Raw genomic sequence first — 13,225 nt, forward strand, 5'->3', positions numbered from 1 at the left:
AATAAAAGTCAGGCATTACTGGCTATCAATGGTTTCACCAAATCAAGCATTGTTGCGCCAGTGACCTTCTAAAACATGGATGTTTTAGCAGAGCCTACAGGGACGTATTTACGGCGAGTCACTGGTGTAACAGTGCGAAAGCCTGCGGCAGGCAATTAGGAAATACAATAGCCAGAAGCCATGATGCCGCCAATTAGCCCCTCTAACCATTACCGAAACTACTGGTTATCGAGACACTTATCGCGACATTTTGCTTAGAAAATTAAATAGGTAAAACGTTACCAAAGACTGTTCTGTATTGAGGCTGAGAAAGTCTCAGACATAAAAAAAATGCCACTACAAAGGGTGAGTGGCATAAAGTGCATAAGAATGGCCATATCACGGTAACGCGAAAAAGGGTGGGTAGAAGACTGATATTTGGGTTGGGAACCATGGCAACATCAGTCTCTACGCCGGGAAGTTAGTCACATTGTTGGCTGCGCCTGGGTCAAGCTGCGCGGTATTTCACGCTCACAGAATCCTGATAAATCACATCAACGGGCCCACTGCTAGGATACTTAAACTAGCAGTGTAAATAACATGAATATCACCTGAACCATCGGTGACGCTGACGGTATTTTGTACATAGGCCCGCGCTATCTTACCCAATCCAGCATGAGTTGCAGTCTTACGGTGGACATGGATGGCAATAAATATAAGCAATGCTGATTACTTAATTTTGATGGCATGTCTCATGCCAACTTTGTTTTTAATTTATTAATCAATGCTTTATGTTATGCGGCTTGCTGGTGGCGGTAGCGGTTGTTTGGTGGAATGCCTTAATTGACCACAGTTTAGTGAAAATACTCATGTCGCTTAGCGACAAAGCACTGTAAAGCAAGCACCTCGCGCCATGAATGCCATGGCACGAGGTGTTGTTAGCAGATAATAAATGGCGGTGGTTTAACGGCTGCGATAAACCGGATACTTAAGATAGTGCGTATCGTAGTAAGGGCTGCGCTCATAGAACCACCGCAGGCGCGCCTCGGGATCGGCGGCAAACGCTGGGTTTTCGAGGGCGTGATTAAATTCAGCCTGTAGTTTAGGGTCGTCGCTCAGCATCTTGGCGGCCAGCGGTTCTACTGCGTAGTCTTCAATATATTCGGTACGGGTAAAGATAGGGTTAAAGAAGCCCCATTGCAGTAGTGAATCTGGCGATTGCGGTTCAAGCAGTAACATCGCCAGATCGCCTAAGGGTTGATCGGTGCTGACTTTAACCGTGCCCGCCGGCAAGGTGCTGGTGACGTTGGTTATGGTTGCGGCGGCCTTCACTGTGAGTCGCCCTTCGAAGGCTTTAGTGTTAAACGCCGGGTTGCTAAGGGTATATTGTTGTAAGTTAAGCTCGGTAGCTTGGGTCAGTCGGCTGGTGTGAATGCCATGTAGGCTTAAACGATCGATAACCTCGGTCCACTGCGCCGGAATATAGTAGGCGCTGGGGCGAGTGACTTGGATCTCCGGCACAGTATCGGCCATGACGGGCAGATTGGGGTACAGCTTAGGTTCGCCTGTCCAGCGCACGACATCTGCTCCCGTGATTGGGCTGGTTTCTAGGCGATAATCAATGCCTTTAAAATCCCAGCCCTTGGGCAGTGGTGCTGATGCCCATTTGAGGGTCAACAGTGCTGGCGCGCGCTGTTGGTCTTCTGCAATCGCGCTTTTTAGGTTTGTGGCCTCTTCACCAACGGTTTTGAGGGTTTGCTCAAGCAGCACGTAGGTGCCGAGCACTCGTTGTTTAAAAGGTTTGAGACTGTGGTTTTCAACTAAAATGGTGGGCAAATGCCGTGCATCGCCATAGCCGTTAGAAAATCGTGGGCTAGGTTGCCATAGGGACATGCCTTTGCGGATGTCTGTATTGTCTAAGGCAAAAATCAGTGGGCCGGGAATGTGGCCTTGTTGGCTGAGCGCCGCCTCAATCGCCGGTCTGTAATTGTGCTCGAGCCAGCGGAAGCTGGCGGGGCTTAAGCCTTGGGCAAGGTTGTAACCAAAGGTAATGTCGTATTGGTAGTCAATGCCGTCGGTTACATGCACATCAAGGTATAACGCTGGCTGCCATAGGTTAATGGCCCGCAGCATATGCTGCATCTCAAGGCTATCGGCTTTGGCGTAATCGCGGTTAAGGTTGAGATTATTGGCGGTGGTGCGCCAGCCCATCGTCGTCGGACCGCGTTGGTTAACGCGATTAAATTCACTGCTGCGCTCATGGCCGTCGACACTAAAAATCGGCACAAACAATAGGTTAGCATTCTTGAGCAGGTCGCCCTTATCGCCCTTAAGGATATCGCGCAGCAACATCATGCCGGCATCTTTGCCATCAATTTCACCGGCATGAATGCCCGCTTGCACTAGGATGGTGGGTTTGCCATTTTGCTTGAGGGGCGCAGGCTCATTAATGCCTTCATCACTGGCGATATACAGCCAAATATCCCGGCCTTGCGGGCTTTTACCTAGGCTGACCTTTTGCAATTGTGGCGCTTGGCTGGCGAGGTGGTCGAGCCACGCGATGGTGGCGGCATAATTGGGGCTTTCAAGGCCATTGCTCTGTTCAAAGGGCGTCGCCCACGGATGGTTGACATCCAGCATGAGTGCTTGGCTGGCGCCCTGCCATGGCAGATTTGCCGGTAAAATGGCATCGTTCACAAAGGTGTTCGCCCGCTGCGCCGATGACTCCTGGGCGTGGGCCGCATCAAATGCCTTAATCGGGGCGGTGGGGGTGATATTGGTCGCAAAGGCAGACTGTGCTAATGCAAGGCTGATAAGTGTAACGGCAGGGTAGTAAAGCAAGCGCATGAGAAAATCCATCTATGTCATTATTATGCTTGTATCTTTTCATTAAACAGCCGGTTGGCGCAAGGGGCTGGGTGCAAGTAGGCGAGGGTGGAACGTCGGGAGAGGTAAGCATGGGGGGAGCATCGACCCCATGCTGGGCGCATGGGGTCGAGATGAGCGTCGGTTAACGACTTACTGCGGCGCTTTGGTGTATTTATCCATCACGGCGGCGCAGGCTGCATCGCCGGTGATATTCAGCGCGGTGCGGATCATGTCAAACACGCGATCTAAGGCAAATAGTAGCGGTAAACCATCGATAGGAATGCCCGCGGCTAACAGCACTGCCACCACTAAAAATGACGGGCCGGGCACGCCTGCTTGGCCAATTGCCCCTAAGGTCGAGGTAAAGATAATCGCTGCGTAGGCCATCATCGACAGATCGATGTTATACATTTGCGCGAAAAACATCGCGACTAGGCCATAGTAAATTGCGTTGCCGCTCATGTTGATGGTGGCACCAAGCGGGAGCACAAAGGCGGTGGTCGCCTTAGAGATGCGCAGTTCTTGTTCGCAGGTTTCCATATTCACAGGCAAGGTTGCCATTGATGAGGCAGTCGATAGCGCCATCACCTGTGGCTTTTTCATCGCCGCAATAAACTGCCGCGCCGAGATTTTGGAAAACAGTTGCACCACGACAGGGAAGAACACAAAGCCATAAAGCAGAATTGCGACCACAAATACCGCGAATAACTTAAATACCACTTCTAACGCATCAAACCCAAAGGTGCCGACAGAGTCGGCCATGAGGCCAAAGACGCCGATGGGGGCGATTTTCATCACGCAGTTAATCATCCACACAAAGGCATCGACTACGGTGTTGAGCGCGGCCAAAATCGGCTTGGCGCCATCGCCTTTTACCTTGGTGAGGGCAATGCCAAAGAAGATGCTAAATACTAGAATTTGCAGGATATTGCCGCCGGTGAGCGACTCGAACACATTGGTCGGGATCATCCCAATAAAGGTGTCCATGACCCCAGGCAGGGCGCCATGTTCCTGAGTCACTTCCATCAAATTTGCGCTGCTGTGGGCGGTGAAATCAACCCCGGCGCCCGGCTTGAACAGGTTGCCCATGACTAACGCCAGTGTAACGGCAAAGCCAGAGGTGACAATAAAGAAGCCGAAGGTGCCAATGCCAATTTTGCCCGCTGAGGGGCTGTCGCCAAGGCTCGCCGCGCCGCTAATAATTGATACTAATACCAGAGGGATCACCAACATTTTGATGAGGTGAATAAAAATGGTGCCTAAGGGTGCAAAAAGACTCGCACCATCGCCCATCATAAAACCTACCAGTGCGCCGATAATCATGGCGATGACCACTTGCACACCAATATTGCTCAATAAACTCTTGTTAATCACTCTGGTTAAACTCCCCAGTTAGGTTGGTTTTTGGGTAACGCGGCGCGACGTCGTGCAATGCTTGCAATGTAAAAAACGTTGCGCGGCAACCTTGGTTGACGTTGATAAAGGCGCTGGCCCTGCATAAGGCGCAGAAGACACAGGCAATACTTGCCAAGGAGCGCATTTGGCCCATCGCGCGGTGTTTTTTGGGCGCTTAAAGTAGCACGGTTAGTGAGTTGAAATTTGTGAAACACCACTAAACTCGCCACAAAAATAACTCTAATACAAATAAATGTGGTTTTGGTTGGTGAATGTGTAAAATAAGCCTTTGAAAAATGGTGATGCACTATTTTGAAAGGCAATATTGGCGAGTGAATTATGGGATTATGATTTTGCCGACCTTGGTGGCTGGGGCCATTTATCGCGCGATGGCGAGATTTTGCTAAAAATGGCGTAGAGGTTACAAATAAGAATCGATTTATTTTGTAAATCCAAATGCGAATTGTTTGCATTGTGCATATCGTTGTGTAAAATCCTCACAATCTTTACACAAGTTGACAAACAATCACCCTTTTGGAAAACATAATGAAAAGAACATTACTCGCGACTGCGCTATTAGGACTGTTTGCTGGCCAGCAGGCTGTTGCCGCCGAGGACACTGCACAATTGCGTAAAGTGATTGCAGAGCAACAGCAAGTGCTTGAAAACCTTGAAAAGCGTTTAGAGCAAACTGAAAATCGCATTGAAAAAACCGCCGATGCGTTAGAAACCAGTGGTAGCTCAGCTAAAAGTGCAACAACCATCGGTGGCTATGGTGAGCTGCACTACAACAATATTACTGACAACATCAAAGGTACTGATAAAAAAGAGTTTGATTTTCATCGTTTTGTGTTGTTCTTTGGTCATGAGTTTACCTCTAATACCCGCTTTTTTTCAGAGCTTGAAGTGGAGCACTCCTTAGCGGGTGAAGGCAAAAAAGGCGAGGTTGAATTAGAGCAAGCCTATATCGAGCATGATTTTAATCGCAGCTTTACCGGTAAGGCGGGGCTGTTCTTGATGCCTGTTGGGATCATCAACGAAACCCACGAGCCGCCGACATTTTACGGTGTAGAGCGTAATCCGGTTGAGGCCAACATTATTCCTGCAACTTGGTGGGAAGGTGGCGCGGCGTTAAATATTAAGGCCATGCCGGGTTTGGCATTTGACGTGGCAGTGACCAGCGGTTTAGCGGTTGCCACCACAGGGGATAAGGCCTTTAACATTCGCAGTGGTCGCCAAAAAGTCTCCGAAGCCAAGGGTGAAGATTTAGCGTATACCGGCCGAGTGAAATACACCGCTGTGCCAGGGCTAGAGTTAGCCGCATCTGCACAGTATCAATCGGACTTAACTCAAGGGGCTGCGGGTGTCGATACGGCTGCGGCGACCTTATTAACCGCTCACGCGATATACAGCCTACAAGATTTCACCATTAAGGCGCTCTACGCCCAATGGAACATTGATGGTAAAGAGGCGCAGGCCCTCGGCCATGATAAACAGCAAGGTTATTACATTGAGCCTTCCTATCGTTTTAATGAAAGCGTTGGCATCTTTGCCCGCTATAACGCGTGGGATAACAAAGCCGGAGGGAGCGCCGACACCGAAATCACTCAAACCAATGTGGGGGTGAATTACTGGTTACATGAAAACGTGGTGTTTAAGGCCGATTATGAGCAAACTGGCGGAGCAAAAGATGCCGACGGCTTTAACCTAGGCGTTGGCTATCAGTTTTAACCGCCGTGGTCCCATCGCTTAGCCGTGCCGATGAATCGTGTTTTAACGGTGCGGCTTGCGCGACGACAGTGAATAGTGAGTGTTAGCGGCGAGTGTTTTTGGCGGCAGGCTTGAGCGGCAAAAGCACTCCTGCAAAGTAAGTGGTTAAAGGTGGTTATGGGCAAATTGGGTGCTTTGTTGACAGGGGACGCCGTCACTGCGCGGGCTGAGCGCAGGGGGGCAGGTTATCTGCTGCGCCTCACAATGCTGCTGATAGCGTTGTGCGCTTCATGGGTGAAAGCGACCGAATATCAAAGTGCGGATGCCTTTATTGCACAAGCATTTAATGGCAGCAAAGGTGACGCTAAGGTCTATTGGGTCGATGCTGAGGCTAAGTTGGTGATCGAATCGATACTTGCTCACAGTTTCAATAAGATGCGCCTACGCTATTGGCAACAACAGCACGAAACCGTGTGGATTTTAGAGGAAATTGGCAAAGAAGCGCCGATCACCGTGGGCATCCATATTAAAGATAAGGCCATCGTCACCACCAAAGTATTGGTTTATCGAGAAAGTCGCGGTGATGAAGTGCGCCACGCCTTTTTTACTGATCAATTTAAGGCGGCTAGGCTCGATCCCCACACCCAATTGGATCGGCATATAGACGGCATTACCGGTGCCACCTTATCGGTGAGGGCGTTAACCAAGCTGTCGCGGCTGGCGCTATGGCTCGACAGCCAAGTTGCACACTCTGATGGCGTGCAACCTCATTCTGCACAAGCCAATGTTGTGCAAACCAATGATGCACAAATCAATGTTGTGCAAACCAATGATGCACAAATCAATGTTGTGCAAACCAATGCTGCGCAAGGTCAGCGCTCGTCTTCGTCGGCGAGCCTGCCAGCCAATGGCCAGAACTAATCTCTTTCTATGACTCGAAAACAACCCGCCACCCCACACAAATTTAAGCAAAAATTACAGCGTCAGGTGCGAGCTTGGCATCGGCGTTTAGGCGTCCTGAGTTGTCTGTTTATTCTCTTGCTTGTGGTCACCGGCGTCGCGCTCAATCACAGCTCGCAGTGGCAACTTGGCAAAACGGCGGTACTGCAACCTTGGTTGCTGGATTATTACGGGATCACGCCACCGCACCATCTTGCGCAATTTGGCACGAGTCAGGCGGCGCTACTTATCGCCGATAATCGCCTCTGGCTAGATAAAAAGCCGATACTCGAGGCGCAGCATCCCCTGATCAGTGCCACCTATGTGGCGGACTTTGTGCTGGCGATGGATAGGCAGCAACTCTATCTCTTTGATAGGCAAGGGCACTTGCAGGAAACCCAAGACAGTAGCACTGGGTTACCCAGTGATTTAGAGGCCCTAGGGCTTGAATCTGTGCCGCAGGAGGCGGGTACGGGCACTGTCATGCGGGTGTGGTTGAAAACCGCGGCTGGCGATTTTCAGGCGGATGAACAATTGCTCAATTGGACTCAAGGAGAGCCGTTAGCAAGCGTCACATGGGTTGCGCCTGCGCCGACGGTGGATCCCCAATGGGTGTTATTTGCCCGGGGCAGTCACTTGAGTTGGGAGCGGGTGTTGTTAGATTTGCACAGTGGCCGGCTTTTTGGCGCCTACGCCCTGTGGTTGTGGGATATTGTCGGATTAGCGCTTGCCTTCATCGCGCTCTCTGGTCTGTGGCTGTGGCTCAAAAAATAAGCTAACTCAAGGGCGCAATCATGGTCGGAACAAGGCCGCACAGCGCTCGCGACGGTGTGCCGTTGCAACACGGCCGCCAGTTTAGGCTGGCGGCATCGCCTTGCTCGGGCTGGCCGAGGCGGGAGAGCGTGGCGATAACGCCTTATCTTAATAAAGCGATAAAGCGTTATCGTATGAAGCCTAAGCCGATGAAAGGTTAGACTTTCGGCCCCGCGTTACGGATGGCATCAGACACTTGGTACTTGGCAAAGTTTTTAGTAAAGGCTTCGGCCAGATTTCGGGCGTATTGGGCATATAAGCTCTTGTCAGCCCAAGTGTTAATGGGGTTTAGCAGTTTGCTGTCTACCCCTGTCACCGCCACTGGCACCGCCAGGTTTAGGGTCTCTAAATGCTCGGTTGCCACCTGCTTTAATTCACCGCTGACAATGGCATCAATGATGGCGCGGGTCGTGGGGATATCAAAACGCTGACCAACGCCATGGGGGCCGCCGGTCCAGCCAGTGTTCACGAGGTACACTTGGCTGCCAAAGCCTTCAATTCGCTTCATCAATAACTCGGCATACACGCCAGCAGGACGGGGGAAGAAGGGCGCGCCAAAGCAGGTCGAGAAGGTGGATTGAATCGCGGAGGTCGAGCCGATTTCGGTTGAACCTACCTTCGCGGTATAACCGGACAAGAAGTGATACGCCGCCTGCTCCTTCGTTAAAATTGACACTGGGGGTAACACACCTGAGACGTCGCAGGTTAAAAACACCACCGCATGTGGCTCGGCGCCACGGTTATCCTGTTTACGCTGGGCAATGTGCTCAAGTGGATAGGCCGCGCGGGTATTTTCGGTGAGGCTGCAATCACGATAATTAGGTACGCGGTGATCGTCCAGCACCACGTTTTCTAGCACAGTGCCAAAGCGGATCGCGTCCCAAATCACCGGCTCATTTTTTTGGCTTAAATCGATACATTTAGCGTAACAGCCGCCCTCGATGTTAAATACGCCGCCGGGCGCCCAACCGTGCTCATCATCACCGATTAAAAAGCGTTTTGGATCGGCTGATAGCGTGGTTTTGCCGGTGCCAGATAGGCCGAAAAACAGTGTGGTGTCACCGTCTTTGCCGACGTTGGCGGAGCAATGCATCGGCAACACGCCCTGTGCCGGCAGCAGGAAGTTTTGCACCGAGAACATGGATTTTTTCATCTCGCCGGCATATTTAAGGCCTACCAGCAGCACTTTACGTTGGGCGAAGTTTAAGATCACCGCCGCCTCGGAGTGAGTGCCATCGCGCGCGGGTTCGCAGACAAACTCAGGGGCGTTGATAATCTGCCATACTGGTTTGTCTTGTGGATTAAATGCTTCAGGAATAATAAACAGATTACGGGCAAACAATTGATGCCAAGCGTATTGCGTGGTCACTCGCACGGGTTGGTAATGCTCAGGATCGGCACCGACTTCAAGGTCGGAAACAAACACTTCTTTATCGGCGAGAAAGGCTTCAACTCGTTCCCATAGCGCCTCAAAGGCGATGGGATCGAAGGCCTGATTGACGGAACCCCAATCGATGTCGCTAGCGCTGCTTGGCTCTTTTACAATAAAACGATCGCCAGGTGAGCGCCCCGTGCGCGCTCCCGTTTTGGCGACCAGTGCGCCATTTGCAGTCAATTCGCCTTCACCCCGTAGCAGGGCAAATTCGACAAGGTGCGCAGTGGTGGGGTTGTAATGAATCCGCTTTAATCCATCCGCCATAATGAGATCTCCATTGGTTTGAATTTGTAAGGTTATTTTTATTATCGATCGGCTGCCGACTTACTGATGTTTATCGCCTAAGGTCAGACTAGGTGACAAAGTGAGCCGATTGTAGCCTATGCGCAGTCCAATGTGTGAGCGAGATCAAGCCGAATGTTAAAAAAAAGGCGCCGACGGCGCCTTGGTGTGGTGTAAATGTTAATTACTGCGGGGTGTTTGTGGTTTGCCCATTGGCAAATATTGCACTGATATCAATGCTATCAAAGACATAGTTGGCATTGCAGTATTCGCAGCCCAGTTGGATATTACCTTCTTCTGCGAGGATGGCTTCAATCTCGGCTTGGTCGAGGGTCTTGATGGCCGCAGCGCTGCGATCGCGCGAGCAGGTGCATTTAAAGCTGACCTCGATAGGGTCGAATAAGCGCACTTCTTCCTGATGGTATAGGCGGTGCAGCACTTCTTGAGCTTCGAGCTCGAACAGTTCTTCGGCTTTGATGGTTGACGTCAGTTGAGTGAGGTGCTCAAAATCGGCGTTGTGGTCATCTTGGCTTGGTAAAATTTGCAGGAACATCCCAGCGGCCTGTTGGCCGTTAGCAAATAACCACAGGGCGGTAGGCAGCTGCTCGGATTGATTGAAATACTCTTCAACACAGGCGGCTAGCGTTGGTTTATCGAGTGCGACTACACCTTGATAACGCTCGCCTTCATCGGGCGTTAAAGTGATCACCATATAGCCTTGGCCAAAGAGATCCGTCAGCTTGGCATCATCGGCTAATTCGCCGTCCCAGCGAGCCACGCCGCGCAGTTGTTGCAGGTTATTGCCGTTGATCACCGCCAGCGATACCGGGCCATTGCCCTGCAGCTGGACACTGATATCTCCGTTGAATTTTAGGGTGGCGGTTAATAATGAGGTCGCCGCCATTAATTCACCGAGCAAAATTTGTAATACCTTAGGATAGGGCTGAGCCGCAATCACCTGCTGATAGCTGTGTTGTAATTGCACAAGCTCGCCACGCACATCGGCATTGTCAAAGAGGTAGCGCTGTAAAATATCTTGGTTCATGGTGTGTCTCACTGTTAGCATGCTTTAAAGCGAATGAGTTGGCGTCGTTGCTTCTTGTCTGGTTTATGCTCTGGCGCAGGATTATTAAGGATATTCAATCGCCTTGCCTCGGCATTGACGGCGCGTTTGGCGATACTGCTGGCGGTTTCCTCGTACAATGCCTGAGCGATGGCCGCGCTTTGGCGGACATCGGATAATTTTTTTATCACTATCTCTTTATCGTCATAGCCTTGACGTATTTTAACTGTGTCACCTATCTGCGCATTCTTACTAGATTTGGTGCGGGCACCGTTGTAATGTACTTTGCCGCCGTTGATCATGTCCTTAGCAATGGCGCGAGTTTTGTAAAAACGAGCTGCCCACAGCCACTTATCGAGCCGAATGCTGCCGTTATCGTCTGGATTGTGTGCCATAATGTTTTCCTGAAAAGCTCGATGAGCTCACATGCTAAGTAATTAATGGCATGAACAGTATCGCCATGACGTTAAAGGTGGGCTTACTTCACAGCCTTTTAAGGTCGGCAAAGTTAGCATAAATGGGCCATTTTCGCCAATTGCAAGATGGTGAGCGGCTGGCAAATAGTGTTAAGGGGTTGTTGCCGAATGCGGCCTAGGTTAGCATGGGCGCGGATTATTTATTACCTAACAAGAACAGAGACCTGGCTAGAGGGTCCAGATAAATATGGATTTATTAGATAAAGTTATCGCAAAGGCCGTAGGCATGCCGCATAAGCGCTTAAGTCAGGTGGTATTCTGGTTTGGGCTGGTGTTGAGTCTATTGCTGGCGGCGCAAATCACTTGGAAAGTCATTCCAACCTCCTCCCCTAACAGTGTGTGGTCGCCAACTCCTGTGAGCCAGACAAGCCGCTCTGGCCAGTTTGATCTCACCGGGCTGCAGCAGTTGGCCCTATTTGGTAAGGCTGATGCTAAGGCAGAGAAGCCTCAGGTCGAAAAAGTGGAAGCCGTGACCGATGCGCCAAAAACCACGTTGTCTATTCAACTGACTGGGGTCGTGGCCTCGACCGCCAATCAAAAGGGGCTCGCCATTATCGAATCCAGCGGCAGCCAAGAAACCTACAGCCTTGGGGACAAGATTAAAGGCACCGCCGCCTCGTTAAAAGAAGTCTACGCCGATCGCATTATTATCACTAACGCCGGGCGCTATGAGACCCTCATGCTTGATGGTTTAGTGTATACCAGCCAAAGCCCTGCCAATCAGCAGTTGCAAAAAGCCAAGAGTGATAAGGCCGTCGTCAACCGCGTCGATCAGCGCAAAAATGCCGAAGTCTCCCAAGAGCTTGCCCAGTCCCGCAGCCAATTATTGGCCGATCCCAGCAAAATTACCGATTACATTGCCATCTCGCCGGTAAAGCAAGGGGAAGCGGTTGTGGGCTATCGCCTAAATCCGGGTAAGGATATGAATTTATTCAAACAAGCGGGCTTTAAGGCGAATGACTTAGCCAAATCGATTAATGGATACGATCTGACTGTGATGAGTCAGGCGTTAGAAATGATGAGCCAATTACCTGAATTAACTGAAGTGTCTGTGATGGTTGAGCGGGAAGGACAATTGGTTGAAATCATGTTTAGTTTGCCGCAATAACAGGCGTTAGAGGAAAGTAAAATAATGAATAATAAAAGGATTCGACGCAAACTGATCGCTGGAGTTGTGGCGGGCGCTGCCATGTTTACCTCCCAGTTCGTTTGGTCTGAACAATATGCGGCCAACTTTAAAGGCACTGATATTCAAGAGTTTATCAATATCGTTGGTAAAAACTTGAATAAAACCATCATCGTTGACCCAACGATCCGCGGCAAGATCAATGTCCGCAGTTATGATTTACTCAATGATGAACAGTATTACCAGTTTTTCCTAAACGTCCTACAGGTGTACGGTTACGCCATCGTCGAGATGGAAAATAACGTCATTAAGGTCATCAAAGACAAAGACGCTAAGACTGCCGCCATCCGTGTTGCCAATGATAACGACCCCGGCCTTGGGGATGAAATGGTCACCCGGATTGTGCCTTTGTATAACACCGAGGCGAAGCAATTAGCGCCGCTGCTGCGCCAGCTTAATGACAATGCCGGCGGCGGTAACGTGGTTAACTACGATCCCTCGAACGTGTTGATGCTCTCGGGCCGCGCCGCAGTGGTGAATAAGTTAGTCGAAATTGTGCGCCGAGTGGATAAACAAGGCGACACCTCTGTGCAGGTAGTGCCGCTGGAATTCGCCTCTGCCGGGGAGATGGTGCGCATCATTGATACCCTTTATCGCGCCAACGCCAACCAAGCTCAATTACCCGGTCAGGCCCCGAAGGTCGTGGCCGACGAGCGGATTAATGCCGTGGTGGTCAGTGGTGATGAAAAGAGCCGTCAACGGGTGGTGGAACTCATTCGACGTCTCGATGCCGAGCAGGCCAGCTCCGGCAACACTAAGGTGCGTTATTTGCGTTACGCCAAGGCCGAGGATTTGGTCGAAGTGTTAACGGGCTTTGCCCAAAAGCTTGAAGGCAACAAAGATGCCACCGCGCAAGCGGCAACCAGCGGTAAGCGCCGCCAAGATATCAATATCATGGCCCACACCGACACCAATGCCTTGGTGATCAGCGCCGAACCCGATCAAATGCGCACGCTTGAAAGCGTTATTAATCAACTGGATATTCGCCGCGCGCAAGTCTTGGTCGAGGCGATTATCGTTGAAGTCGCCGAAGGCGATAATGTCGGTTTTGGGGTGCAATGGGCCTCCAAAGCCGGTGG

At 50.8% G+C, this 13,225-nt stretch carries 10 protein-coding genes and 1 pseudogene; 5 read left to right on the forward strand and 6 right to left on the reverse strand.

Annotated elements, in window-relative coordinates; translation table 11 throughout:
- Window positions 1-942: 942 nt before the first annotated feature.
- From ACRCZA_RS11755 to ACRCZA_RS11765, 3 genes are all read right to left on the reverse strand, one after another.
- Window positions 943-2,826 carry a M14 family metallopeptidase gene (locus ACRCZA_RS11755; RefSeq protein ID WP_438674619.1) on the reverse strand — a complete coding sequence of 628 codons (1,884 nt, stop codon included), beginning with the start codon at window positions 2,824-2,826 and terminating at the stop codon, window positions 943-945.
- A 171-nt stretch (window positions 2,827-2,997) separates the two neighbouring features.
- Window positions 2,998-4,221 (reverse strand): dicarboxylate/amino acid:cation symporter, encoded by a 1,224-nt coding sequence (locus ACRCZA_RS11760; protein WP_438674620.1) that lies wholly within the window; start codon window positions 4,219-4,221, stop codon window positions 2,998-3,000.
- Window positions 4,222-4,226: 5 nt separating this feature from the next.
- Window positions 4,227-4,715: a hypothetical protein gene (locus tag ACRCZA_RS11765; RefSeq protein ID WP_438674621.1), complete on the reverse strand. Its 489-nt coding sequence runs from the start codon at window positions 4,713-4,715 to the stop codon at window positions 4,227-4,229.
- Window positions 4,716-4,788: 73 nt separating this feature from the next.
- On the opposite strand from ACRCZA_RS11765, the gene ACRCZA_RS11770 reads away from it, so the two are divergent.
- From ACRCZA_RS11770 to ACRCZA_RS11780, 3 genes and pseudogenes are all read left to right on the forward strand, one after another.
- Complete coding sequence (locus ACRCZA_RS11770) at window positions 4,789-5,973, forward strand: porin (protein ID WP_438674622.1); 1,185 nt, start codon at window positions 4,789-4,791, stop codon at window positions 5,971-5,973.
- 243 nt (window positions 5,974-6,216) lie between these two features.
- Window positions 6,217-6,702 (forward strand): annotated as a pseudogene (locus tag ACRCZA_RS11775) (FMN-binding protein); the annotation flags it as partial.
- A gap of 180 nt (window positions 6,703-6,882) precedes the next feature.
- Window positions 6,883-7,665 carry a PepSY-associated TM helix domain-containing protein gene (locus tag ACRCZA_RS11780; protein ID WP_438674623.1) on the forward strand — a complete coding sequence of 261 codons (783 nt, stop codon included), beginning with the start codon at window positions 6,883-6,885 and terminating at the stop codon, window positions 7,663-7,665.
- A 196-nt stretch (window positions 7,666-7,861) separates the two neighbouring features.
- Here ACRCZA_RS11780 and ACRCZA_RS11785 read toward each other — a convergent pair whose 3' ends face one another.
- The 3 genes from ACRCZA_RS11785 to hslR form a co-directional block, all read right to left on the reverse strand.
- Window positions 7,862-9,406: a phosphoenolpyruvate carboxykinase gene (locus tag ACRCZA_RS11785; protein WP_438674628.1), complete on the reverse strand. Its 1,545-nt coding sequence runs from the start codon at window positions 9,404-9,406 to the stop codon at window positions 7,862-7,864.
- Window positions 9,407-9,605: 199 nt separating this feature from the next.
- Complete coding sequence (gene hslO, locus ACRCZA_RS11790) at window positions 9,606-10,466, reverse strand: Hsp33 family molecular chaperone HslO (protein ID WP_438674624.1); 861 nt, start codon at window positions 10,464-10,466, stop codon at window positions 9,606-9,608.
- A 14-nt stretch (window positions 10,467-10,480) separates the two neighbouring features.
- Window positions 10,481-10,879 (reverse strand): ribosome-associated heat shock protein Hsp15, encoded by a 399-nt coding sequence (hslR, locus tag ACRCZA_RS11795; protein ID WP_438674625.1) that lies wholly within the window; start codon window positions 10,877-10,879, stop codon window positions 10,481-10,483.
- A gap of 268 nt (window positions 10,880-11,147) precedes the next feature.
- On the opposite strand from hslR, the gene gspC reads away from it, so the two are divergent.
- Both gspC and ACRCZA_RS11805 read left to right on the forward strand, forming a co-directional pair.
- Entirely contained in the window at window positions 11,148-12,068 is a 921-nt protein-coding gene (gspC, locus tag ACRCZA_RS11800; protein ID WP_438674626.1) for a type II secretion system protein GspC, read from the forward strand.
- A gap of 24 nt (window positions 12,069-12,092) precedes the next feature.
- A partial coding sequence (locus tag ACRCZA_RS11805; RefSeq protein ID WP_438674627.1) for a secretin N-terminal domain-containing protein occupies window positions 12,093-13,225 on the forward strand: 1,133 nt, incomplete at its 3' end.

The organism is Shewanella sp., from assembly GCF_051658185.1.
Taxonomy (GTDB): domain Bacteria; phylum Pseudomonadota; class Gammaproteobacteria; order Enterobacterales; family Shewanellaceae; genus Shewanella.